The sequence below is a fragment of the Paenibacillus sp. JDR-2 genome (genome assembly GCF_000023585.1).
Lineage (GTDB): Bacteria > Bacillota > Bacilli > Paenibacillales > Paenibacillaceae > Pristimantibacillus.
This window is the reverse complement of the sequence record NC_012914.1, coordinates 4926599-4953584: the sequence shown is the minus strand read 5'-3', so window position 1 is coordinate 4953584 and position 26986 is coordinate 4926599. Positions and strand designations below refer to the sequence as shown.

General features: G+C 43.4%; 17 protein-coding genes and 1 pseudogene. 14 read left to right on the top strand and 4 right to left on the bottom strand.

Going from position 1 to position 26986, the window contains the following annotated elements:
* Positions 1-11 precede the first annotated feature (11 nt).
* Positions 12-1742, top strand: a complete 1731-nt coding sequence (locus tag PJDR2_RS21690) for a UvrD-helicase domain-containing protein (protein WP_015845868.1) — start codon at positions 12-14, stop codon at positions 1740-1742.
* Between the two features lie 439 nt (positions 1743-2181).
* Here the strand turns inward: PJDR2_RS21690 and PJDR2_RS21685 are convergent, their stop codons facing one another.
* A complete protein-coding gene (locus PJDR2_RS21685) occupies positions 2182-2679 on the bottom strand; it encodes a DUF6516 family protein (protein WP_015845867.1) in 498 nt (165 codons plus the stop codon).
* Entirely contained in the window at positions 2676-3434 is a 759-nt protein-coding gene (locus tag PJDR2_RS21680; RefSeq protein WP_015845866.1) for a hypothetical protein, read from the bottom strand. The genes PJDR2_RS21685 and PJDR2_RS21680 overlap by 4 nt, the downstream gene beginning before the upstream one ends.
* Before the next feature lie 1299 nt (positions 3435-4733).
* Between PJDR2_RS21680 and PJDR2_RS21670 the strand changes: the two genes are divergently transcribed.
* The 9 genes and pseudogenes from PJDR2_RS21670 to PJDR2_RS21630 all read left to right on the top strand — a co-directional run bounded on the left by PJDR2_RS21670 (position 4734) and on the right by PJDR2_RS21630 (position 18025).
* Positions 4734-5510, top strand: a complete 777-nt coding sequence (locus tag PJDR2_RS21670; protein WP_190276230.1) for an S-4TM family putative pore-forming effector — start codon at positions 4734-4736, stop codon at positions 5508-5510.
* 91 nt (positions 5511-5601) lie between these two features.
* Positions 5602-5814 (top strand): hypothetical protein, encoded by a 213-nt coding sequence (locus tag PJDR2_RS33575; RefSeq protein WP_015845864.1) that lies wholly within the window; start codon positions 5602-5604, stop codon positions 5812-5814.
* Between the two features lie 594 nt (positions 5815-6408).
* A pseudogene (locus tag PJDR2_RS21660) lies at positions 6409-6882 on the top strand (sigma-70 family RNA polymerase sigma factor); the annotation flags it as partial.
* Positions 6883-7584: 702 nt separating this feature from the next.
* Complete coding sequence (locus tag PJDR2_RS21655) at positions 7585-9087, top strand: TIGR02677 family protein (protein WP_015845863.1); 1503 nt, start codon at positions 7585-7587, stop codon at positions 9085-9087.
* Entirely contained in the window at positions 9080-10222 is a 1143-nt protein-coding gene (locus PJDR2_RS21650; protein ID WP_015845862.1) for a TIGR02678 family protein, read from the top strand. Before PJDR2_RS21655 ends, PJDR2_RS21650 begins: the two co-directional genes overlap by 8 nt.
* 25 nt (positions 10223-10247) lie before the next feature.
* Positions 10248-14351, top strand: coding sequence for a TIGR02680 family protein (locus PJDR2_RS21645; protein ID WP_015845861.1), 4104 nt, complete (start codon positions 10248-10250; stop codon positions 14349-14351).
* Positions 14341-15771, top strand: coding sequence for a TIGR02679 domain-containing protein (locus tag PJDR2_RS21640; protein ID WP_015845860.1), 1431 nt, complete (start codon positions 14341-14343; stop codon positions 15769-15771). The genes PJDR2_RS21645 and PJDR2_RS21640 overlap by 11 nt, the downstream gene beginning before the upstream one ends.
* Positions 15772-16110: 339 nt before the next feature.
* Positions 16111-16665, top strand: a complete 555-nt coding sequence (gene sigK / locus PJDR2_RS21635; RefSeq protein ID WP_015845859.1) for an RNA polymerase sporulation sigma factor SigK — start codon at positions 16111-16113, stop codon at positions 16663-16665.
* A gap of 619 nt (positions 16666-17284) precedes the next feature.
* Positions 17285-18025, top strand: coding sequence for an SDR family oxidoreductase (locus PJDR2_RS21630; protein ID WP_015845858.1), 741 nt, complete (start codon positions 17285-17287; stop codon positions 18023-18025).
* Positions 18026-18244: 219 nt separating this feature from the next.
* Here PJDR2_RS21630 and PJDR2_RS21625 read toward each other — a convergent pair whose 3' ends face one another.
* Complete coding sequence (locus PJDR2_RS21625) at positions 18245-19189, bottom strand: helix-turn-helix transcriptional regulator (protein ID WP_015845857.1); 945 nt, start codon at positions 19187-19189, stop codon at positions 18245-18247.
* 123 nt (positions 19190-19312) lie between these two features.
* On the opposite strand from PJDR2_RS21625, the gene PJDR2_RS21620 reads away from it, so the two are divergent.
* On the top strand, positions 19313-20770 hold the full coding sequence (locus tag PJDR2_RS21620; protein ID WP_015845856.1) for an alpha-L-fucosidase: 1458 nt from the start codon (positions 19313-19315) through the stop codon (positions 20768-20770).
* A gap of 299 nt (positions 20771-21069) precedes the next feature.
* Here PJDR2_RS21620 and PJDR2_RS21615 read toward each other — a convergent pair whose 3' ends face one another.
* On the bottom strand, positions 21070-21831 hold the full coding sequence (locus tag PJDR2_RS21615) for an SDR family oxidoreductase (protein WP_015845855.1): 762 nt from the start codon (positions 21829-21831) through the stop codon (positions 21070-21072).
* Between the two features lie 307 nt (positions 21832-22138).
* Here PJDR2_RS21615 and PJDR2_RS21610 point away from each other — a divergent pair, with 307 nt between their 5' ends.
* The 3 genes from PJDR2_RS21610 to PJDR2_RS21600 all read left to right on the top strand — a co-directional run bounded on the left by PJDR2_RS21610 (position 22139) and on the right by PJDR2_RS21600 (position 26844).
* Positions 22139-23209 (top strand): alpha/beta hydrolase, encoded by a 1071-nt coding sequence (locus PJDR2_RS21610; protein WP_015845854.1) that lies wholly within the window; start codon positions 22139-22141, stop codon positions 23207-23209.
* Positions 23210-23372: 163 nt separating this feature from the next.
* A complete protein-coding gene (locus PJDR2_RS21605) occupies positions 23373-25169 on the top strand; it encodes a cache domain-containing sensor histidine kinase (RefSeq protein WP_015845853.1) in 1797 nt (598 codons plus the stop codon).
* Between the two features lie 73 nt (positions 25170-25242).
* On the top strand, positions 25243-26844 hold the full coding sequence (locus tag PJDR2_RS21600) for a response regulator (protein WP_015845852.1): 1602 nt from the start codon (positions 25243-25245) through the stop codon (positions 26842-26844).
* The last annotated feature ends 142 nt before the right edge of the window (positions 26845-26986 follow it).

The following is a 26986-nucleotide window of genomic DNA, read 5'->3' as shown; positions in this document are numbered from 1 at the left end:
GTATTAACAATATGAAAGAAAGTTATGTGCTTCACCCTGCCTTACTGGCAGCTAATCAAGCTATGGAAAAAGTAAGTATCTGTATCCGCGATAAAAAAAGCTTTGTATTAGAAGCTGGTGCCGGTGCAGGAAAAACTCATACTTTAATACATACGTTGAAACAAGTTGTTGAAGTAGATGGTGAGATTTTTGTAAGAAATAAACAAAAAATTGCGTGTATTACTTATACGAATGTTGCTAGAGAAGAGATTGAATCAAGGACAGATCATCATCCAGCTATTTTTACTGCAACGATTCATGCGTTTTGTTGGTCATTAATTAAAGATTATCAGACTCGTCTGCGTAATCATCTATATCTATTGGAAAAATGGCCTCAGAGATTAGAAGAAATCGATAATATTGCTTCGTATATAATCTCTTATGATTTGGGCATCCCAAAAGTCAAAGATAAACAAATCATGCTAGGCCATAATGATGTTATTTCGCTTACAATTCTCATGTTAGATGATTTAAAATTCCGAAAAATATTTATCAATCGCTATCCAATATTATTCATTGATGAATATCAAGATACTGATAAACATTTTGTAGAAGCTTTAACTACCCATTTTTTAGATAATGAAAATAGACTTCTCTTGGGTTTATTTGGGGATCCTTGGCAAAAAATCTACCCATCAGGTTGCGGTAAGGTTGAGCATCAAAACTTAGAAGAGATTGGGAAAAGAGCGAATTTTCGTTCAAGTACCAAGATAGTAGAGTCTTTAAATAGGATTAGACCGGAATTAACACAGGAGGTTTGTGACACTGAAAACCATGGTGAAGTGAGCATTTTTCATTCAAATGCTTGGGTTGGTAACCGAAGAACAGATGGTCATTGGAAAGATGATCTTCCTTCTGAGATAGCACAATATTATCTTGAGAGAACTAAGAATGAACTAATTAAGGCTGGTTGGGACTTTTCACCTGAGAAAACAAAAATACTTATGTTGACACATAATTTGCTTGCACAAGAGCAAGGATATCGTAATTTGGCGGAAGTTTTTCCACGTAATGAGTTATTTATTAAGAAAGAAGATCCGTATATTGCTTTCTTTGTTGAAATTTTAGAGCCGTTTTGTATTGCCTACGAAAATCGTAAATTTGGTGAAATGTCAAAACTCTTAGGTGGAAACATTCCATTAATTCGCTCACACAAGGACAAAGAAAAAAGGGCTATGCAAATGAAGGAATTACTATCGATACGCTCTCGAGGATCTGTTGGGATGGTAATTGATCATCTATTAAAAGTAAGCTACCCTCCATTAACAGAAAATGTTCAATCACTCGAAGAACTATTCAAATCCACAGAAGAATTGACCGGAAGCCAAAACGAATTGATGGAAAGAATAAAAAAACTGAAAGAAATATCCTACCAAGAAGTTGTAGCTTTGGCACAGTTTATTGAGGATAAAACACCATTCGCTACAAAACATGGAGTAAAAGGTGCAGAATTTGAGAATGTGTTAGTAGTGCTAGGAAGAGGTTGGAACTTATATAATTACTCCCAAATGCTCGAATATGCTGTTATAGGGCCTCCTCCAGATAAAAGAGATAACTTCGAAAGAAATAGAAATCTGTTTTACGTTGCTTGTTCTAGACCAAAAGTGAGGTTAGCGTTACTGTTTACGCAGAAGCTATCAGACGTAGCTCTTAATACACTCGAAGCATGGTTTGGAAGCGAAACTATAGTATCATTGCAATAAAAGTTTCTAACAATAGAGATTTCAATAACGAATAAACGAATAAATTATGATGATCGTAGTACAAACGAGAATTCAATCTTCATACATTTTCATTCGACCAAGAAGTTAGGATGTCTCTGTACAGGACTTTAATTTGTTGAAGTAACGGAGAAACGTTAGTTTAACATAAAGTAGGTTTGCAACTGATGATCATTTCCTTGTTTGCTGTCAATCACTGATAAAAGTTACATCGCTGATCGTCAGCACGGAGACTGACGAATGTCATGGAGCAACTTGATATTATTGGCGAGTAGGAGCATGAAGTGATCCACGGCCTGCTCGGGCTGGATCATGGCGGGATGAGCAAAAGCTACGCGAGATTGCGAAGGAGCTGGGGATCAGAATTTAACTAAAAGTTAAAATAAGAACCTGGCGACTACTCACCAGGTTCTTATTACCTTTATGGCTTATATTTTTTTCCAGATTCTAGGTAATGTTGTATAAAATGAAATGCATCATGCAATGTATGAACATCCCAATTTTCTGTACGTTCACTTCTGTTACCAGGAATATGATGATGATGATGAGGTTCAGATTCAACTCGGAACTTGTTAGGGGTATTAGGATCGTTATGTGCATCATTTCCCCATGAGGAAATATGGTTTAATTGAACTCCTAATTTGGGAACTATAATTTTCCATGAATATGAATAGTTTTTAACATAGCCTGCCTCATCATATATCTCTATAACGTGTAAACCTGTTTTACCATGTATTTTATGTTCTATAAGAGGGAATAAAACTTCTAATCTTTTAGTACTTCTCTTGTATTGTCCAAAGATAGAATCACGATCTGACAGGTTTGTATAAGTGGTTAGAAGATGACCGAAATTATCCAAGATTGAATCAATATCTGCTGGTAAAAATTTTTTTTGGTCGAGTTCTAGTTTGCTTTTCAAAGTTCAGAAGAGCCTCCTCCAAGTTTGAGGATTTCTTCTAATTCTTCTTCTAATGACTTCCAAGAATAATAATCGGTAGGGTCGTCCATCTCATCGCCATTATACTTACCAAATATCTCCTTAAAAGACTTGCCTTTGTATTTTACTCGTAGTTCTAGTAATTCATCATTAATTTCTTTAGCTCGTTCTTGAGGTGTTTGTTTAGACTTTTTCTTTTCTTGCGCGATCATTTGCATGCGTATAGAGTATACAGGATCTTTTAATAATTCTATTGCATAACGAGGTATTTTTTTATGGGAAGTTGTATCGCAACAGTCTAATCCTAATTTAATGTATTTAGATAAAGTTACTTTAGAGACACCTAGAGCATCGGCTGCTTCTTGTGAGGTCAATAAGTATTCATCATGGAAGATAAACTCCATTTTCTCCCCACCTAACTGATAATACCAATTTTCATAATCTATTTTTAATTTGCCAAATTCTAAATCGGATGCTGGAGGTTCTAATAATACAAGACGATTTAGCCACTTAATTAGATTTTTATGATGTTTATCAGAAAATAGATAATTCGAGGGTAGAGAAAGACTTTCTTTGTCCATTGTAATTCCAACTATTTTATCAGAAAAAACCAAAAGAAGAGTTTTAAGGATTTTATTGAATATAAATTCGGTTTCTTTTTCAATTATGACATCATTGTGCTCCTTATACCCCGTTTCAATTTGAGACTGTGTTAAATCAAATAATGCTTTACTCATTATTTTCACCCCTTCTACCTCCATTCTAACTTACTGTTAACGTTATTACAATATCGTTAATTTGCAGTATTGGTAAATCGTTAACTTGTTATGCTGTTTGCTTGAAAGTAAATTTTATGTTTGGGATTTAGGGGAGAGCAGGTCCTTTACTAATTTTTTATAGTAGATAACTTGAGTTTTTATAGTAATAGAAAGATTTCGAAAAAGAGAATAAAGAAACTCGCTATCTATAATTTTTTAGCTAGCTACATACGAGGAAGGTTAGATTTTGGATTAGCAAATGAATGTAAGAAATGAATTTATACACTAGAATGATATAACATTCAAGAGGAGATGAGAGTATAAAATTGTAGGATTGAGGGGATAAGACGCAATTTCAATCCTTTTTTAACTTTGCTAGAAATGTATAATAATGAAATAGGTATGCAAAAACTGAACTAAGTGGAATAATCATTTGGTATTAAGTCACTTTAGAAATAGCTGAGAACTTTATATAGTATTCTACTTAAGCTTGGAAAATCCTTTCATGATGCTACTTGAAACAAATTCAATTTTATCAATTAAAGGCTTTGGAGATAATCCCTCAATGATTGAAAATAAGGATTTCAACAAAGCTTTTAGACGGGAAAGGAAAGAAACAGAGTCACTTGGACATCTCCCTGCACAACCTAATTGGCACGGACAAAGAAGGCAAAGAAATCACGACAATCGACATCCTAGGTACGGTAGTTGGTGATGTTGTGGTAAAGCGAGTGCGATTGAAGATTGAGAAACAAGATCTACCGCAACCTTAACAAATATAAATGTAATTACTATTAATCCAGTTTTAGCTGATTGGTTTCAGAAGGAATAAACGGATTGAGAGAAGAAAATCGTTTAGGCCCTTAGCAGATGTGAGGGTAGCAGGGCTTCCGTTTTCTCTCAGCGCTCTAGTTATGAATCCTTCCTCGCGTGTTACACCGAACCGATGCTTCAAATCTATCGAGATCGTAACAATCCGCTCGCGTTCCAGCTCATGCAGGCCGTATACCTTCGCCCCTCTTTTGCCTTCTCCTTCGGAAGACCGTATCTTCTTTGTCTACCAAAAGGCATACATACAGTTTTACCTTTATTATTGTACTAAAGCTGCTGGAATGCAGCGTGAGATTTCGAAGGAACTGGGCATCTGCGGTTATTAGCTAAATGCTGAGGGTTTAAACGTAGGTAATAGGACTTTCTATATACTTTTATGGCTTTATTGCTAATATGTCCTAGAGAAATCGAGTACTTTTGAGGGGTTAGAAATATGAATGATCGACAATTAGAGAAGAAAAACCAACAATATATATCTGTTTCAAATACTTTTATAATAAAGCCAAACTTTCTTACTACATTAATTTAGTAATAAGTTTATTGATACCTGTAGTTTCGTTGCTGGCAAAGGTATCCCAATTTAATATTAGTGAGGTTATTTTATCAATTAGTTCAGTATGGATTATCGTGGCAATGTTACTAAATAACAGAGAACAGAATTATCGATTGAAAGCCGCAACACTACAAGAAAAATATGATAATAACGTCTTTGGATTAATGGAGAATAAAACTTTAATACTTAAAATGATTTCTCCTGAAGAAATAAACTTTATTTCAGAAAATCAAAAGGAAAACGAGGAAGCGGTTTATTATTCAAATCTAAGTTCTGGTGACAATATAACTAACATTTTAATCTCCCAGAGACAAAATGTTCTCTCGGACAGAATTTTAAGAAAAATGTATCTTAATACGTTTAAAGTCTTATTAACTATAGTATTGTTACTATGTATTAGTTTTGGAATGTTGTTAGGGCAGTCTTTAACGGAATTTCTAATCGGCATGCTTTTACCAACGATCTCACTCATATCACTTATAACACAGCACATAAAAAAACTATCCGATGAGATTAAGAAAAATGAGCAAGTTGGACAGTTAATCGAAATAGACTTTCAAAATTATTGTAGCTCTAAAACTGATCATACTGTACTTAATATGGAGAAATACATGTCACAATGTAGAGAATATCAAAAAACATATTCACAAAAAGACTTAATGGTTCATTAGTTCCTAATTTTATTTATCGAATCTTTAAGAATACATTTATAAATAGTAAAGATATCGAAGGTTATTTATCTTCAGAAATTAGGAGTCAATAGTGTTTAATTCGGAGGAAGTACAAAACTCTTTATATATTGAAGCACAGAATGTCGTTAATGAACTAGGGATTATGAGTTTTTTGGTTACATTTGGAGAAACAGAAATTGTAGGTAGTGTGGCATATCGACTAATAGTAAAAAAGGATATTGATATTCATTTGCTTACTAAGCACGATCAAAAAGAAGTTGCACGTCTTACTTATAATTTTTAAAAAAGAGAAATAACAATCTTGAGATTATAATTGAAGACTATCTTATATCAAAAAGCTCAATGTTTGTTGGAGTTCAAAATTATAGTGGAAATCGACACAAATGGGCTATTGATATCTGGATAACAAACAAAAGAGAATATACTGGTTTTGATAATATTAGAATATTTGATGAAAACTTATCCGAAATTCAACGCAAACTAATCATAGAACTTAAAGAATACTATGATTCTAAAAGTATGTTGAATAATGGTTTTAGCACAATTATTTATGAAGCAGTATTAAAAGCAAACGTAAGATCCAAGTTGGAGTTTGATGAATTTTTATTAAAAAGATGATTCCTGTAGTGAACAGGGGTCATCTTTTTAATTGGCATTAATATCTATGGTGGTTTTAGTAACGGATGTAGCGATTAATTCTGACTTAAGCTCTTCTTTGGCGGTTCTTGGTATTTGGGGCTTCTTTACAATGTCAAGCAATCGACAACACGGGTGAGGATTAAGTATAACTCCAAAAGAAATTTGCCATGAGGTGAACCCAGTTGAATGCCGTGGCATAAATTTAATTTATAGTTAGAGATAGAAATTACATCGTTTCAACACGGGGGAAGACCTCGAGGAGCTAATCTCGATCGGGACAATCGGATTAATCAAAGCGATCGAAAGCTTCCAGACCGGAAAAGGAACGAGGCTCGCCACATTCGCAGCACGTTGTATTGAGAATGAAATACTTATGCATTTGCGGTCTTTGAAGAAGACGCGCAAGGAGATCGGAACGTACAAAGAGGGCAATGAGATAACGTTGATCGACATCCTCGGCACAGAAGCTGATGATGTCGTGGAGCGAGTACAGCTGAAGATCTAGAAAAGCAAGATCTACCGCAACCTCGATATTCTCGACGAGCGGGAGCAGGAAGTGATCCGCGGCCGGTTCGGCCTGGATCATGGCGGGGATGAGCGGACGCAGCGGGAGGTCGCGAAGGAATTGGGGATTAGTCGGAGTTATGTTTCAAGGATAGAGAAGAGAGCGCTGATGAAGCTGTATCATGAGTTTTATAAGGCGAAGAAGTGATGTAACTATTCTATGTACCTTCGGTGGCAGCGAAGAGGTCAGGGGTTCAAGCCCCTTGGCTCTGTACCATAAAAACCATGTTCCTTCAAGATCGTGGTTTTTTGTACCCTTTAGGGTTTGTCTATGCGGATGGAACGAATGATAGACAAGTGCAGGAGCACGGCGTCTGAATCTACTGCTAAAAGTCTTCGTCGAGTAACTTCGTCAGCCATATAAATCAGACTCGGACATCCCTTTCAGAGCTTGACATGCTAGGAGGCGATGAATCACTGATAGGGTTCATTCATCTGCATTGCACTCTATAGGAATGTGCAATAGAAGTAGACCAACCTTTAAAAGGTCAAAAGGTGGATACTTTCCTATTAAGAAGGTAAAAATCCCCATATGTCGAATACGTCTCATAGGCTAGAAGTACTTGTAAAATGATTGAAAAGATAGTTTCTTTATTCACAAATCGATAGACTACGGCTATAGTGGGGTACAACCAGGATATTTGTATTTCTTAAATATGTCTCAAATCAAAACTCAATTTGAATAATCTATCGTCGCTGCGATATTTCGTCTTTATTGCGTGAATTGTAACTTTTATCTTCGACAATAAAAACAAGAATATATCTCACCATGATATTATCGAAAAATGTTAATTGAGTTTTATATTTATGTGTAATTAATACATATCTATCCTAGAAATGAGGTTGCTGAATGAGCTTCGTATTAAATTCCGTAAAAGAGGCTACGTATCTTTCTGTCACTAAAGCAGAAAGATACCGTCCCATCTGCTACGTTTTCTATCAGAAATACCGCCAGGAATACAACTCTTATATGTTCCTAGATGATGTGTATCGAGAGTTAATAACGTCAGAGCAGTTTGGCCCTCACTTTAAGGATTACTCCGAGAAAGAATTGGAAGAAGACCTAAAGGCGCTTGTGAGATGGAACAACTTGATTGTCCATCAAGACGAATCCCATGCACAGCGCATCGAGGATTTTTATAAACGTAAGAATTATTATGAGGTCACACAATATACAATTTCACTCGAACGTACGCTAGAGGAGATGCAGCATAATCTGCAGGCGATTCGCGGCGGATCGTTCGAGCGCGTATTGACGGACCATATTTTAGAGGACCTGACCAAACTTCGCAAGTGGAGTCCTTCTAACAACGGGACGCTAGGCGATATCCGTAACATCTGGCGCGACCTCATGTCTCGGTTTGAATCGCTTCGCAACGGCACCGCCGATTTTTTGTCGCATGTAAACAGCGAACCATATGAACGCCTAGTCCGCACGGAGTCTTTTTTGCCATACAAAGAAAAATTTGTACGTTTGTTAAGCGACTTCGTGGTCGGCATTATGGAGAAGAAAGATTTGATAGAGGAGCGCCTCGGGTTTATCGATGAAAGTGAGATCGAGCACATTATTTCCGTGATTGTTTCTTACGAAGCGGAGCAGCAGATTGATGAAACGTTTGAGGCGGAGCTTGCCTCTGATCGAAGAAGGGCAGAATGGCTCGGTTTTAGAGGGTGGTTTGTGGAAATCAACGGTCGAAAAGCTAGTTCACGTTTTCTCATCGAACAAACTCGCGGCACCATCCAAAAAATTGTGCGAATTGCAGATCAAATCAGCGATAAATTCAACTACTTTAAAAGCCGCAAAAATGACTATTTAGAATTGGCTCGCATTTTTGCGAACACTTCGGACTTGCGGGATTGCCATGTTATTGCTGGCGCGATGTTTGGCGCTTCCACCGCAAAGCACTTTTTAGTCCCTCGTAAATCTGAGGATGACACTACAAAGCATGTGTGGGAATGCGATCCTTTCGAAGTGTCCCTTAACAAAAAGACGCCTGGGAACCGCAGCGGACGCACCAAAGTACCTGTATATGAAGACCCCTTGGCGCAGATGCTTCTGGTTCAAGAGCATGTGGAGAAAACGCGGATGATACGGGAGCAATTTAACAGCCTAATTAAGGAAGGTAAAATTACGCTGGATGAAATCGGTGTCGTGTATCCCGAAGTGAGGGACCTTCTACTTGAATTGTTGGGACAAGCTATGATTACAAAAAGCTTAAAAAGCCGAACGGAAGATGGGCGCCGATTTTATGTTAAGTTACGTTCCAGCAAGCGTATTCGGCTGCGTTCCACCGATGGTACGTTGACAATGAATGATTACGAATTCGTGTTTATGGAGGACCAGAATGGATAAAGATCGGTTGGTGCTTCAGGAATGTATTGAAGCCCTGTTTCATTACCATTGGATTCATCGGGACACGCAGGCGGACCTATATTTTCAGATTCTCGCTCGAAAAGCGGATATTGCCGAAATCGTGCGCGAATACTTCGGATATCGTTTACTTCTGCGTAATGAGTTTATCAAACTAGAGAAAATTCCCGTCACGTCAAAGTCGTTTATGGGCGTTGGCGACTTTACAACATCACTCCACTATATGTTTTTCTGCTGCTTCCTTGCTTTCTTGGAGGATAACGGGGAAGACCAGCAATTTACGCTGCAAAACGCTTGTGATGCCATCCGTATGTATTATCCAGAAGAAGCCGTTCCTTTCGCGTGGGAAGAGCGTTCGCACCGTAGGGCTTTTGCAGACGTTCTGCATCATTGTGTAAAATTAAGGCTCGTCTATGTCGTGGACCGTGAAATAGACGGGTTCCGAGACAATGAACGGCATGATGTTTTGTTGCAGACTACGCCTTATTTTCGTCATTTCGCACTGCTTTACTTCTTTGATCTCAGCAAAATTCAAAATCTTAGGCAGTTGGAAGAACATATTAGCAAAGAGATCGTCCATATCACAACCACGAGGCAGCGGCTTCTACGCAGATTATTTTTAGAATCAGTTGTATATGATGATGAATTGTCTGCAGAGGAAGCCAAGCTTTTGGAAGATTGGGAAGAGTTTGAGAAAGTGAATGCGATGATATCAGAACTGTTTGAATATTGGCACCTTGAACGATACCATCGTACGACGATGCTCACCCATGCAGAAAGTCGTTACGGAGACTATTATCCGAAAGATGATCAGATCTCCAATGCAGCTGTGCAGTATGCAACCCTTATTTGGGATAAGGTAAACGGTCAAGAAGTAGCTCTTGATCATAAAGGCCATGTCCTATGTTCGAAATATGAGGCAATCGTATGGTTTCAAGAGATCAAGGATCTGCACGGCCATGGGTGGACCAAATCATTTACAGAACGATCTCTTACCGTCATTTGGGAAGAGGTTATAGGATTTATGTCTGACTTTCACATGGCAGATGCGCTTGCGGACGATCAGGTTGTATTCTATTCCGCCGCTGGCCGTGTTACAGGGGAATATGTATCTTAATCTATGTAAACGGAGGGAATAGGCGTTGAGTTCATTCCATTTGAATCGCTTTGGTCTCATTAATTTCTGGTATCACGGTGACACAGTTTTTGAATTTAGTAATGGACGCCTTTTTGTACGCGGCGCTAACGGTTCTGGTAAATCAGTATCCACTACCATGGCAGTACCGTTATTGCTCGACGGCGATAAGCGCCCGTCGCGTCTTGATCCATTCGGCTCACAGGATCGACGGATGATCGATCTATTGCTCGGCAATAAACATGTATCAAAGCGAGAAGAAGGAACGGGATATCTCTACATGGAATATCGCAAAGGAAACAACTTTATGACCGTTGGCATAGGCTTGAATGGAAAAAGGCGGGAGAGCGACAACACTATGCGCACGTGGTATTTTATTCTCCGCAACAAGCGTATTGGGTACGACATTGAGTTGTATGATGAAAAAATTATAAACGGGGAACCCAAAAAGTTTCCTCTTACTATGGGGGACTTGGCAGACCGCATTGGCAGAGACGGGGAAGTCACCGACAGTCAGCAGCGTTATGTGGAGCTCGTGAATCAAGAAATCTATGGATTTAGAACTACTCAGGAATTTAAGGAACTAATTGGCGTGCTGCTCCAGCTCCGTAGCCCGAAGCTCTCCAATGCCGTGAAAGCGAGCGAAGTGTCCAACGTCCTCGCTGATGCCCTTCCAGAATTGTCGCAACATGAATTGTTGCCGCTTTCTTCGTCGCTGGAGAGCATGGATAGCCTGCAAGAAAAGAAAAATCGTCTTGAAAAGGAACTTGGTTTCCTTACGAAGTTGGTAGAAGCGTACAACGTCTACAATCAACTTTCTCTCTATGAGAAGGCGAAACATCTGTTGTTTAGCGAGAAACGATTTAATGAATCCATGAAACGCATCAAGGATTGTAAGGCTGCCGAAGTCGAAGTCTCCGCGGCCAAAACAGAACTGGAGCGGAAGCAGGAAGAACAAATTAACATAAAGGAAACCATGCAGAAGAAAATAGCATCACTACAAGGGCACCCTATTTTCACACTTGAGCAAGAATTGGGTCAGGTAAGACAAACTCTAAGAGATTCAGGGGAGAAACTGCAGGGAAAGACTGAGGCCATAGAGAAGAATGAAAACCAGCAACGACAAGTGGAGGACCGGATTAAGCAGATTGAGGGAAATAAATACAAAGCAGTCCAGAGTCGTGAGGAGGCGCTTTCGGAACTGGATTCGCTGGCGGACGAGAGCTGCTTCTCACCCCACGGTACCTTACGTAACCACTTTAAATCTTGCCTCGAAAGTTTTTCAGACGCAGCTTTTAAAAATTGGCAAGAAACTCTCCAAGAGTACCGAAGCAAGGTACAAAAGATTGCCGATCAGCTCCTTTCGCTGAAATCTCGCCTCGAACATGAGGATCAAATGCAGCGAAATGTGGCGACCGAAGAAGAGCGTGCCAATCAGATAGAAGTTGAGATTGGCATCTTAGTGAAAGAGATTTCGGTATGTTCAACATCTGTTGAACATACCGTTGCCGAATGGGCGGAAAGCGCTCAACAATTTCAAATTCAGCCCGCAGAACTTCTCGAAGTGAAGGAAATCTTGCAAGGGATTGGAGATCTTTTGGATGACGTCTCTCCAGCAGCGGTTACTGAATGGCTGAGTTCCTTATACGACAAACGCTTTCGTGCACTTCAGGAGCAGCATGCAAATCTTGCGGCTTCCATCCGTCTTATCCTAGAGCAAATCGAGGAGACCGAAAGAAAGGCTGAAGCCTTATCTGCACAAAAGGAGATGGAGCCCGCTCTTACCGCTTCGGAAGCGGGAGAAATGGAGCGCTTGCGCATACAAAACGTACGTGTTGCTTATTTTTATGAAACGTTTGAATTTCTGGAACACATACAGCCGATTGTAAAAGAAGCCATCGAAGACGCCATTACCCGCGCGGGACTCCTTACGGCTCTTGTGGTGCCCGAGAGTGATCGCTCCATGGTCGCTGCCTCGATGGCCGTGGTGCAAGTAGGGTCGTACAAAAGAGAAAATTTACTGACTTATGTACGTCCAACGCCAACCAACGGTCTCACAGAGGAGGATATTAACACTGTACTGCAAACCATTTCTATTGTTCCCCATGAGGAAGGTTATGTGTTGGAAAACGGGGAATTCCGCAGTGGTATGGTTGGGGGGCTGGCACCTCAGTACGAAGATAAATACATTGGCAAATCGGCGCGGGAACAAATCCGTCTGCGCAAGCTGAAAGAACTGCAAAGTCAGTGTGATGAACTCACGCACCAGAAAGATAGCCTGGAATCCGAACAGCTTTCTATAGAAAAGCAGCAGCATCTCCTTGTCATAGAACGGGAAGTGTTCCCATCCCTCAAGGGGCTTGAAGAGTCGCTTAGACGCCATGAAACCAAGCGTCATGAATGCGCCACTCAACTTTCTGTGGTAGAACGGCTCCAAGATGCTTTGCGTGTCTACCGCAACGAAACACAAGTTTTGCGTAATGCTCTCTATTATGCTACGCAGCAGTTGGAATTGCCGCTTAAGCTTGCCAGCTACCAAAAGGCTCTTAGCGACCTTACACTTTACAAAGATACACTCGTTGATCTCCGCATGGCGCACAACGCATGGCTTGCAGCGAATCAGTCGCTGTCAGATCTTGCGTCGGAAAAAGAACGTTTGACAGGTGATTATGACTACCTTACAGAAGAGAAAACGGATCTCGAGCGGGATATCGCGAAGAACAAGTCTTATGAAACGATGTTTCTTGAGCGTATACAGGACCTTGGCGATACGGACGTAAAACAGGAGATAGAGGCAGCGAGAAATACGGCGCAGTCGGCGGATGGGTGGTTAGAGTCTTATCGCAAACAAATAAACGAAGCAGAGATTAAAATTCGCGGCCTAATTGAAACTCAAACGAAGGAGAAACCGGTGATGGAAGAGCGGCTGCGATTGCTAAATGGGTGGATGAAATTGTACCAAGAGGAGCTATCTCTCGGTTTTGTATGTCCTCCACGGAGCGCTTCTGAGACCGTAATGGCACTGGAAGAATCGTGCAAGGGACTCTCGTTCGATGTAGTGCTTTCAGCGTTAAAAGAAGCAGAAGGCTACGCCCAGCACGAACTTGTGGATTACAATCTTAAGCCGTCGAGGCGTACGATTTCGCTTGAGATTCAGACCGAAGACATGGAGAATCCGTCCTGGCAGATCCTTGTGCAGAACTGCTCGCGGCAATTCCTGGTCTTTTCGCCCCAGCATGTGGAGAACACGCCACTTGAAGTACACCGTGATGTGAATGATCAACTTGAGCGCATTTCGGGGCATATTCGGGAAGAGGAGCAAAAATTGTTTGAAAAGGTGCTCATTGATGTTGTCGGTACTACGATCCATGAGAAAGTGCGGGCCGCGAAGCGCTGGGAACAAGACGCGAACGTGATGCTGCGGCGTGTAACAGGCACTATTCAGATGCGGCTCGAATGGATCCCTCTCACGAGCAAAGAAGAGGACCAAATTTCGACGACAGAGCTGTTGTCGTACCTATCCAAGGAGTCCATCTATTTGACGCCATCTCAAAAGGAAAAAGTGCGCCAGCACTTCATGTCCAAAATTAATGAAGCTCGAAAAAAGTACAAGGACGACGCGAGTTTCTCCATGTTTGAAGAGATGAAAAAGGCTCTGGATTACCGCAAATGGTTCCGCTTTGACATGTTCATCACGCGCAAGGGCATTCCAGAGGAGCGCTTCACGAACAAAGTGTTTGGGGAACTCAGCGGCGGGGAAAAGGCGATGAGTATCTACTCGCCGCTCTTTGCGGCGATAGCTGCCAAATATTCTTATGCCGCGCCTGATGCACCGCGTGTCATTTCTTTGGATGAGGCGTTTGCGGGCATCGATAACGAAAACATTGCACAGATGTTTCAACTTGTGCATGATTTTGAGTTCGATTATATTATGAACTCCCAGGTGCTGTGGGGTTGCTACGAAACGGTAGATGAACTCTCCATTGCCCAAATTCTCCGACCTGTGGATTCTCCAGTACTCGCTGTTGCACGTTACTATTGGGATGGGAAAGAAAAACATCTTCTATCGCTAGAGCAACTTATCGAGGAGCGTTCCCGAAATGCAGGATAACAGGCAACTGGTCGAGATTTTTCGGCAGAGCGGCGGCTTTGGCCGCCTTTTCGACTTGTATCGCAAGAAGTTTGAAAGCTACGGAGCATTCGGCACGGTGCCAATGCGGCCCACCGAAGAAGAGGAAAAAGCTTTGCGTGGCTTTCTTGGCATTCGCTACAAGGGGCCACGTTTCCCAGCTGCCGATTTTGAAAAAGCAGCTATAGAAGCAGGATACTCAGTTTCTTTACTTGAATTGTTGGAGTTATACTACGGCCATCAACTTTCCACCAAACGCCAACAAAAAGAGTCAAAGCTTTTCGCTTGGGCTAATCTATTTATTCAAGTTGAACTAGATTTTATTACTCGATTTAATATCTCTAATACTGAACTAGAAATATTTATTCAAAAGACATTTAACTTTTTTCAAAGATTAAAGGAAGGAGATGCCAAAGGCTATAGGGTTTTGAGAACTGTTTTTGACAGAGACATAAATGTTTATCCAGAATTGCTTACATGTCTGAGCGCTTTATGGCATTTGCTCATGAGAAAAGATGAAATGTTTAAAAAATGTGGGATCTCAACTGGAAAAATTAGATTACCTATGTTTGCTGCTTATGTTACTGAGGATTCACATGCCTTTGATAAAAAAAATGCAAAAGGAAGATTATTATGGAGCGCTCTCAATGATATAAATAGCCAAAGTTTAAATCAAAGCGGAAATATTGATAACCATAAGACGGTCATACCAGAGTATTTGTTCGAACGTCAAATTTATAGGAATTTCGACGTTTTGGATGATGATCTTAGTTCAATTTCACATGTTTTTGTACCACATCTCGTCAAAGGAACTTCCCCTCGCACGTTAAATTTACGTGAAATTGAAGAAATGCAGCAACTACCAAAGTACTCGTCAATATATATTATCGAAAATCCGTCTGTAATTTCTTACTTAGTTGATGAAACCATTCATTTTCTTAATCTAAATGAATTCTCATTAAAACAACTTCCACCGGATTTTCCAGTTCTTCTTTGTACGATCGGACAAGCAAGAACCGCTTCTAAAGTGTTTATAGAAAAATGTATTGAAGCAAACCCAAGCTGCATCATTTACTATTCAGGGGATCTAGATGTTCCAGGCATTCAGATGTTAAACAATATGAAGGAGCAATTCTCAGCAGAATTTTACGCTTGGCGTATGGAGACTTCCATATATCGCAATCATGTTGCGACTAAAAGCAAATCTTTATCTGATGCAGACTTAAAAATTCTTCAAGAATTAGAGGGAGGTTTAGCAAAAGAGATGATACAAATTAAAGCAAAAGTTTATCAGGAATTATTTGGTAAAGAACTGAGGAGTGATTGGATTAAGGAAGTGTCCTCTGAGATTTCTAAAAATCAAGTTGATAATGAACAAAAAGAACGATGGAAATATTCATAGCTAGGCAGGGATTTGTATTCATAGTCCCACCATTTAAGTGAGTGTTTGAAAAAAAGTAGGTGAATTCCTAATGTGATTCACTTATTTATAGCAAAACTGAATTATACGATTTTATTGAAAAAAATCAAAGGATAAATGAATATAGCTAACCAATGGGACATTTAGGAATGGCTATCCTTGGGAGAGCGCTTCGCTGGCAGAGATGAGATCAATGGTTCGACCCGCGGTGGCTCCATTAAAATAAAAGCGCTCAAAACCCCAGAGTATGAAGGGATAGTGAGTCTTAGACCACAGATTGATCATAACTACTCGAGTTAAACCGCCTATTAGGCGGTTTTATTGAATATTGTCTATCATCCTACAATTACATCGTTTCGTGTTCACAATGTCAAAAAATTCGACAATACGGGAGAAGATCTCGAGGATTTGATCTCGATCGGTACGATTGGCCTGATTAAGGCAATCGAGAGCTTCCAGACCGGAAAAGGAACGAAGCTCGCCACGTTCGCCGCTCGGTGTATTGAAAACGAAATACTTATGCATTTGCGTTCTTTGAAGAAGACACGCAAAGACGTGTCCCTGCACGACCCGATTGGCACGGACAAAGAGGGGAATGAAATCACGCTGATCGACATCCTCGGCACGGAAGCCGATGATGTCGTGGACCGGGTGCAGCTGAAGATTGAGAAGAGTAAAATCTACCGCAATCTCGATATCCTCGACGAGCGGGAGCAGGAAGTGATCCGCGGCCGGTTCGGCCTGGATCATGGGGGAGATGAGCGGACGCAGAGGGAGATTGCGAAGGAGTTGGGCATAAGCCGCAGCTATGTGTCGCGGATTGAGAAGCGTGCGTTAATGAAGTTGTATCATGAGTTTTATAAGGCGAAGAAGTGATTGTAGAGTTCTTACTGCTAAATATTAATATAGAAAAGACAATTACGATAAATGATTAAACGGTAACCTGAAAGAAGACACTTAAGAGTGCCCTTCTTTCGGGTTTTTATGTTTTCTATTGTAGAATACGACAGCGAGTACGTGGAGCGAATTGTCGAAAGGTCTTAAGAGGTAGCGAAACTGGATCACCAGCGTGTTGGCCGGGTAACAAAGTCGGGCTTTCCTGTCTCGCGGTTTTGGCAATCCTCATATTTATGGCCTAGCTTAGTTACTATGGCCAATAAAAGTGCCTACTCCCTAATATCATCTTGGGTATTATGGTTCTTGTGTCCACGCTTGCTCAATCAAGAATTGGTGAGACCTCCGGCTAGAAGCATATCGTTAAGTTCAACAGTTTATAATTCCTAGTGACTTTCGTAGGGAGAGGAGGTTTCGAATATGACTCCATGAAGGCGTGGTGCATTAATATTCTAAACGCCTCCTGAGTAAGCTATCTTTGTTAGATACTCATGTTGGTGGATGTATTTACCTAGTCTTAGGAGCGTTGTTAATTGACTATGCTCCATAAGCATTCAATGAGGTTTGTAAAATCTTAATACACATACAGAGGAGAGACATCATGAATAATGGTATTGAAAATAAAGTTGTACTGATCACAGGCGGAGGCACCGGTCTCGGAGCAGAAACCGCGCGTCTTCTCGCCTCCAAGGGAGCAATCGTGGCGGTGGCCGCGCGCCGGAAGGACAAGCTTGACGAAGTGGTGTCGCAGATTAAGGAAGCTGGTGGCAAAGCCGGCGCTTACTCGCTTGATGTGAGCGACAAGGCGCAGTTTAAAGCTGTCGTCCATGCGGTCATTGCCGATTTCGGCAAACTGGACGTTCTTGTTAACAACGCTGGCATTATGCCGATCCGGCCTATGGCCGAGGTGAACACTGACGAGTGGGATGCAATGATCGATATTAACCTCAAAGGGGTTCTGTACGGTATCGCTGCAGCCTTGCCAGTCTTTCTTGCCCAGGAAAGCGGTCAATTCGTCAATATTAGCTCGGTTGCCGGCGTTAAGGTCTTTTCGCCGGGCGGTACCGTCTACTCGGGCACGAAATTCGCGGTACGCGCCATTTCCGAGGGCCTTCGTCATGAAGTCGGCAATAAAATTCGGGTAACATCTATCGAACCCGGGGCTGTGGAGAGCGAACTGAAGTTCAACACTACGGGTACAGCGCAGTCGAACGTGATGGATTTCTACCAAATCGCGATTCCTGCAAGTTCTGTTGCGCGGGCCATCGCCTACGCCATCGAGCAACCTGCGGAGGTCGATATCAACGAGATCGTGCTGCGTCCAACCGCGCAGGAATTCTAATAGTTCGGCTTTTTCCATCTGATCCAGCGCGCGCTTTCGAAAATGCTTAAACAAGGAACAGGCCACGTGATCGGTATCACGACAAGCCTAGCGGATTTAGCGAATGAGCAGGTTCCTTCCGCGCTCGCAAATTAAGTCGCAACGAAAACGGTCATTTTGTAGTGAACTTAACGTTGAATGAAAGACAGCTGCCGGTCTTTGCCGGCAGCTGTCTTTCATTCAACGACTAATCGCATCCCTAACCGGTAGAGACGGAACATGATCTTGAACTCGAACCCGATAAGCGCTGGGCGTTGCTCCATGCCATTTTTTAAAATGCGTTGCGAACGACTCGGAAGAATGATAGCCGACTTGTACGGCTATTTCGCCGATTGTCAGCAAGGAAGCATCCAGCAGGCGAGCTGCTTCCTGCATGCGGGCTTCTTGGAGCTTTTCCCGCAGAGACATCCCGTATTGCTTGCGGACCGCGCGTTCGGTCTGCCTGATGCTAAGGCCGAGCTGGTCGGCAAGCGTTGTTATCGTAATATGCTTGTAGTTATACAAGATGCTGTTCTCGATCAGCACCATTCGTTTATCATCCAGCGTCTTTAATGGCGCAGTCTGCAGTGTCGGCTGATTATTCGTATAGTTCCGGACCAGTCCGATGACGATGTGCTCCAATTGGATCGTTATACTGCGCCGATAGCCAATCGCGCGGGTGTTTATTTCCCAAGCCAGCTTCTCGAACACAAGCTGCAATTGCTGGCTGTCCTGTCCAATCCAGAATGGCGTGTTCAAGAATAACCGCGCTATTTCGCTCGTATCTTCGGAATCGCATCCGCTTCTCCCGTTCAACTTCCCATGGTTGGTGCGGCCGCTCGGGAGCGCCTCGAAGAAAATGCAATACTCAAACATCGGATCCGAGGAATCCGTAATCTGCTCATGATCGACACAAGGCCCCGTCATGTACAAGCTGCCAGGCGAAAGCGGGAATTCCTTTCCTTCCGCAATCAGGCGCCCCTGGCCGGACGGAATGTAATGGAGCTCATAGCTGCCGTTGCTGTGTCGATGCTCGGGCATGGAACGGTAGAAGTACCCGGATTTGATATATAGAACGTTCAAAACAAGCTTCCCAAGCAAAATCTTAAGATCTAGATTATCTGATTGAATCATCGGATGCCCCATCCGCAGTCCTCCTAGCTGCGCAAATGCGACATCTTTGTCCTAATGGACGTCGCATTTACCTGTATCCCGAGTTATTCCGGCTCGCTATGATGGGATTATAGCATACGCGGAAGGAGTGCAAGGATGGATAGAATGGAATACTTAAAACGAATCGACGAGGAGGTCGCCTCGGGCAGCTTCAGCGATGACTGGGATTCGCTCAGCGGTTTCCGTGTTCCCGATTGGTACAAGGACGCGAAATTCGGTATTTTCATCCATTGGGGCGTCTACGCCGTTCCGGCTTTCGCCAATGAGTGGTACCCGCGCAATATGTACATCCAAGGGACAAGAGAATTTGATCATCACCGCGCGACCTATGGCAATCATCAAACGTTTGGTTATAAAGATTTTATTCCTATGTTCAAGGCGGAGAAATTTCATGCAGCCGAATGGGCCGAATTATTCGAGCAGGCCGGGGCTCGGTATGTAATGCCCGTTGCGGAGCATCACGACGGCTTTCAGATGTACAAGAGCGAATTGTCAAGGTTTAATGCGTTTGAGATGGGGCCAAAGCGAGATGTGCTGGCAGAGCTCAAATCGGCTTTGGAGGCGCGGGGCTTGGTGTTTTCGGTATCGTCGCACCGGGCAGAGCATTGGTTCTTCATGTCGCATGGAAAAGCTTTCGAGTCGGATATCCGCGAACCGCTTGCTTGCGGCGATTTCTACTGGCCTTCCATGCCGGAACCCGATCACCAGGATTTGTACGGTTCCCCGCCGAGCAAGGAATATTTGGAGGACTGGCTGCTTAGGTGCTGCGAGCTGGTTGACCGTTACAAGCCGAGAATCTTTTATTTCGACTGGTGGATTCATACGGCAGCCTTTAAGCCATATCTTAAGAAATTCGCGGCGTATTATTACAATCGCGCGGCAGAGCGGGGCTATCAAGGCATTATCAATTATAAACACGATGCCTTCAAGTTCGGATCCGCGGTTCTTGATATCGAACGCGGCCAGTTCGCCGAACTGCAGCCGTTCTATTGGCAGACCGACACCGCTGCGGCGCGAAATTCTTGGTGTCATGTCGAGGGAATGGATTACAAATCGCCCGTAGAGCTTATTCAGGATCTCGTCGATGTCGTGAGCAAGAACGGCAACCTGCTGCTAAACGTTGGCCCCAAAGCCGACGGTACGATTCCGGAAGGCGACCGGCGCATTCTCCTCGATATCGGCGGCTGGCTGAAGACGAATGGCGAGGCGATCTACGGCACGACATATTGGCGAACGTCCGGCGAAGGGCCTACGGCAGTAGAGGAAGGACAGTTCACGGACGGTAAAGCCAAGCCGTTCACAAGCGAAGACATCCGGTTCACGATGAAGGGAAGCGTTTTGTATGCGCATGTTCTGTCATATCCGGACGATGGGTCTGTAAGGATCAGATCGTTGAAAGAGCATGCGCATCTTTTTCACGGCATCATCCGCGACATCGATGTTTTAGGGTTTGAGGAGCAGCCGGTATGGGAAAGGACCGAAGAGGCGTTGATTATCCGAACGAGAGAAGTGCGCAGCCCTTATCCGGTAGTCTTCCGAATTCATGTTGACTAACATCTGATTTAGATAAGCGTAATGCGATCAGGCAGGTACAATCCATTATTGCTTCGTATCGAGAACGTGGCGTAAAAAGCGTCTTGCATGCCTATGCCGATCCGCTGCTGGGCATTCTCGCAATCCTGTTGCCGCTTGACGGAAAGAATACTCTAACTGGATGGAATTACAAGCTTTGCGATGATTATATGCTGGGGTGGGGAATTACAGCGGAAGCCGGGTCGTATTATTTAAGGCAAGCATAAGATCCCTAGGAGAACCGCGCGAATATATCGCGCGGTTTTGATTTTACGAAAGGATTACCAAGGAAGCTGGTTATTCATGAAGAAGAACTGGCCGGTTGGCCCGTCAACAGGCAGTGAAGCCAGCATTACGCTTGTCTTGCTGCCTTCCGCAGCGTCTAGTTCGGCGTATTGCCCGCCGATTTCGGTCTTCACCCAGCCCGGATGCGCAGAGTTGACTTTAATCGGTGTATCCCGGAGCTCGTGCGCCAGATGAATCGTAAACATATTCACCGCGGCCTTGGACGTGTCGTACGCGAATACCTTCATGTTGAAGATCGGGGCTTCCGGATTGGAATGCAGGGCAAGGGAACCCAGAACGCTGGACAAATTGACGATTCTGCCGGCGGGCGATTTGCGAATCAATGGCAGAAGCAATTGCGTCAGTTCAACCAGGGTGAAGAAATTCGCCTCGAACGTTTCACGCAGGGTATCCGGCGTTACGCTGCTGGTTTCGTTCATGGGTACAAGATGCTCAACTTCCTTTTGCACACCGGCATTGTTAATCAGGATATCGAGCTTTCCGTACTTTTGGTCAAAGAAAGCATATGCGGCTTGACGATCTTCAACCAGCAGCACATCGAATTTCATGCTCTCCGCTTGGATGCCTTCTGCCTGCAGCGCCGCTGCAGCGACTTTTCCCCTCTCTGCATCGCGTGAACCGATGACGACATGAGCGCCGAGCTTGCCTAATCCTCGTGCCGTCTCTAGGCCGATGCCCCGGTTTCCTCCAGTAATGAAAGCGACTTTCCCTTTGAGAGTGCTTGGGTTTGCAGTCATGTTAATTTGCTCCTTCTCCGTTTATTTGGTGAATCGAATTGAGTGCAGCCATATTCGACGTCTTTTTAGAATGATCGTTCCCAATAGACTCGAATTCATCATATCCTATTGAGAACGATCAGTAAAGAATTTTTTTGAAGGTTGAACGGCTTCTGCTTGTATAATTGCTCCTATGTTAATCATGGTGACGATGCGTACTTCGGATAAATAATTGCATGTGAATATATAATTTGTAAGGTTACGTCTCTCTTTATCGTCATGATACTATTAATCTATTACCAAGCGACCGAAGGGGCGATCATGAACGATGAGAAATAGGAATGTAACTGCCGTACCGGCTGAATATTTCAAATCAGTGAAGCTAGAGCTTCAAGGTACGATTCAAGAGGTTTCCTACGAGGCAAGCAGCTATATTGATATATCGCGGCAGCTTGTCGCCAAGGAGAACAACGCGATCAGCGAAGCGGGAAGAGAAGCCGTTGCGGGCGATTCCATCCTGAAAAGATGCAATGTCTACCTGCCTGCGGGTTACGATCCGAACGATAAGGACGTCAGATACAATGTATTGTATTTGCTTCACGGCGTCGGCGGGGATCACTTCGAATGGTTAAGCAGCAACGGTCAGGTTGACGAGCGATTTATCCTTTGCAACTTATTCGACAATCTCATTGCAAAGGGAGACATTGAACCGCTGATCGTCGTGTTCCCCAACGGAAGAAGCGCCCATGACTGGACGGACGCATCCTTTACTACCGAAGGAACCAATATGCTGGGTTTCTATTACTTCGATTACGAGCTTAGACACGATTTGATTCCGTTTATAGAATCAAACTACAAGACTTTCGCGAACATCAATAACACAACAACCGAAGTAATTCATTATAATCGCGCGCATCGAGCGATCGCCGGACTTTCGATGGGAGGAATGCAGGCTCTGAATCTGATTGTCGGCGGTTACAGATATGACTCGACGCGATTCACGGGAACCGAAAGTTCCTGGAAAAACGGGTTGGATAAGACGGTGCCGGCGCCAGGGATGATAGATTTGTTCGCTTATGCCGGTGCTTTTTCGAATGCCCCCACATCGAGTGAAGGCAGCGTTCTTGGAGCAAGCCTGGAATCATCCGACCATAAGCTCCAGCTGCTGTATATGACCTGTGGAGATGCCGATGGTGTTGCAATTACGAGTTATAACAAATCGATAGAGGGGCTTATAGACCAAGCGGGGAATCATCTTGGTCCTTTTTATCAAGTTGTGATTAAGGAAGGTTTTCACGATTTTCATGTTTGGAATAACGGTGCCTACAACTTTAGCCGCCTGATATTCGGAAATAGCGAAGAGTATGAGGAATCGAATGTTATTCGGAAGACGCTTTAGAACCAAGGTTCCGGGAGAAAGCTGGTTATTTGCCGGCTTTCTTTTTTGAATTTATTCCAACATTTCAAGTTGACACTCATTAAACCTCTGTTATCCTGAATGTACCCCCGGTTGTTCTTTCCGCATTCATTGTCCTAATGAAGAGAAAGGAAGTAATGACGAAATGAAAGGATTCTCGAATTATATAGGCGGGATTTCCATTAAGAATAAAATATTCATCTCGAATATTCTAATCATTGTCGTATTTATTTCCACCCAGTCTATCTTTGCCAACACGATTTCACAGAAGGCGATTATCGATAAAGCCACAAATAACTCATCCCGGGAGCTTGTGCTCATCAAAAACAATCTTCAAACCTTGCTATCCTCCATCGAAGATTATTCCAAAATTCTAGCCAGCGATTATCGATTGCAGAACGCCCTCTATTACGATTATTTATTAAATAACGAGCCCAATGCGATCAAGCCGGTTGAAGGTTTAAACAACCTCTCGATGAACAAAACCCTTTCCGAGACGATCAGCAACATTGTCGAGCCTAACACCAAAATCAAGGCCGTCAGCATTCTTACCTCCAATCAACATTGGGTGGACGTTGGATTCGCCGACAATGCCTACGCCGCACGTCTATTCGGATACGGTTACGGAGCGGATGACCGGACCTATCTGCCCATTTGGACGGGGTTGATCAAATTCAGATTCCTTTACGAAGGGGATGACAACGTATTTGCCGTTTCCAAAACGGTCATCCACAAAGATACGGGAAAAACGATCGGACGAATTTTTCTGTATGTCAAAGAAACGACCATCGCTTCCATTTACGAGGAAGGGAAAAAGAAAGGCGGTGAATTTTATATCGTAGATGCCGATGGCCGGATTATTTCCGCGCAGAATAAAGCCATGCTATACCGGGACTTCAAGGAAGCCGCCTCCATCAGCATTCCCGATGACGGTAAAGACGCAAGCTTCACTCAAGGGAGCGGAAGTGAAGAAATGCTGATACTCACCCATCGCTTCGAACCGCTGCAATGGACAATTGTAAGCGCTATCGCGATGAATGAGATTACGTCGGAGCGGAAGGAAATCAATCAGTTGATAATCGGGATTGGCGCAGCATGCTTGCTGCTGGCATTAATGGTCTCCTTCCAATTGTCACGCTCGATCACCAGCCCGATCTTCCGGCTTGCCAAGACAATGAGAGAAATCCGGACCGGAAAGATGCAGGTCAGAAGCTCGTACCAATCAACGGACGAGATTGGATATTTAAGCGAGGGCTTCAATAATTTAATGGATCGCATTGAGGCGCTTATGGCCGAGAACGTCGAGAAACAAAGGACAAAAGCCGAGATCGAGTTTAAATTGCTGCAATCGCAAGTGAAGCCTCATTTTCTGTACAATACGGTGGAAACGATTATTTCTCTTATTAAGCTGGGGTTGGGAAAGCAGGCCATAACGGCCGCCCAATACATGGCGAATTTCTATAAAATCTCGTTAAGCAAAGGCAACGATATTATATCCGTCGGTGAAGAGATGCGTCTTACGGAAAGCTATTTGGAAATTCAGCAGCTTCGTTACGTGGAATATATGGCGTACACGATGGATATCGACGATGACATTTTGACCTATTCGATACCGAAGCTGACCTTGCAGCCCATCGTGGAGAATGCCATCTATCACGGGTTGAAGCTCAAACAGGAAAAAGGAATCGTACGCATCACGGGGAGGCGCTCTGGCAATCATATCGAAATCGAAATTTACGATAACGGGGCCGGCATGCACAAGGATCAAGCGAAGGCGATAATGGCGGAATCCGGCGTCCCTTCGGAATCCGGCGGATTTGGGATTAGAAGCGTATCCAATCGGATCCGAATGCTGTATGGGGACCGATACGGACTGCAGGTTGAAAGCGAATCCGGCGTTTACACGAAAATTATCATCGTATTGCCGCTTCGTCCCCAATAGCTTCTGCCGCATCCATGAGGCTCATTTCTATTATTCGCATGCTAAGGATGGAATAGAACGGGAGGAACGGAATGTGTACAAAGTGCTTATCGTCGATGATGAATTCTACTTCAGGCAAGCCTTGAAGATTTCGCTGCCCTGGAGCGAGCTGGGGTTCCAAATAGCGGGTGAAGCCAAAAACGGGGCGGAAGCGCTGGAGCTGATGTCCGAGGTAGAGCCGGATGTTGTCTTAGTCGATATGAATATGCCGATCATGGATGGATTGGAATTTATACATAAAGCCAAGGAACGCGACCAGAAAACAAAATTTCTGGTGTTGTCGGGTCACAGCGAATTTGCGTATGCCAGGCAGGCCGTGCAATTGGGGGTTTCTAACTATGTGCTGAAACCGATTAATGAAGAAGAGCTCCAAAGCTCTTTGCTGAATATAAAAGAGTTGATACGATCGGAGCGTCTGGGCGAGCTTGAATTGGACGATCTGAGAAAGCAGGCAAGCGAAGGCTTTTCTTTCATGAAGGAACAAGTGCTCAATGATTGGCTGCAGGGCAGCTCCAGATCACGACCGCAGCAGAACCGATTGCACGATTTGGGAATACCGCAGGAAGGTTTGCATTACCGGACGGTTGTCGTCGATCTGGATGCAGACGAGGAGAGACATCCTGACGAGGGGATGACCATTCCTAAAGCAAAGGTGCAGGAAATCGCTAAGCGCTGCATGCAAAGCGCTTTTCACTGCGTTAGTTGTCAGGATCAAGAAGGGCGTCTGGTTCTAATCTTAGGTGCGCCTGAAGGTTCCTTCAACAATCTGGAAACGATATGCCAAAGGATTCGATTAACCGTTCAGAACGATACAGCCTATACGGTTACGATAGGCTTAGGCAATGGCTGCGATACGTATGAGTCCATCCCAAGTTCATATAAGGAAGCGATAATCGCCTTGAAGCATCGGTTTATATGGGGCGGCAACAAGGTGTTCGTTCACTCCTTGAAGGTGGAACCCGGAATGAAGACCGGATTGTACTCGGTGGAGAAAAGAAGCGGCTTGCTGATGCTCATGCGAATCGGAAATAGGACCGAGACGGAAGAATGGCTCGTCCGATTTTTTCAGGATGCCCGCGTTCAGAATGCCTCTATGGAAATGCTGCTCCTTGCCGGAATCGAAGTCGTATCCACATGCCTTGAATTCTTAGCTGAAGCGTCGCAAAGCTTTGAGAGTGTTTTCCGGGATACGACGCAGCCCGACATGATACAGCACGTTCAGCGAATGAAGACCATCAACGAATTGGAGGAGTGGATACACGATCTGATTCTAAAGGCGATGAATCATGTGCATAGCCGCAAAACCAATAGAGCCGTCAAAGTCATTGAGGAGGTTAAGGCGTATATTTCGAATCACTACGGCAATGAGGAATTGCGAATCGAAGATATCGCCAGAAGCGTCCATATGAATTACAATCATCTCTGCTTTGTGTTCAAAAAGGAAACGACCTTTACAATTAATGACTACCTGACCGAAATACGGATTATTAAAGCGAAAGAGCTGTTTGATCAGGGAGAGAAGGTTATCCAAAACGTAGCGAACCGGGTGGGCTATGCCGACGCCAATTATTTCAGCAAATGCTTCAAAAAGTATATGGGGATCACGCCCAGCAAATATGTAAATCAAATCCAATAGCCTATTAAACGCAGACGATAGAGGAAAGTGGAAACTTTCCTCTATCGTCTATTTTTTTGCCGTTAATTTTACTGCCGGACTGAGAATACTCTCTGTACGAAATTTAGGAAGATTCGTAAAATTAGCTCATGGTTAAGGTTGA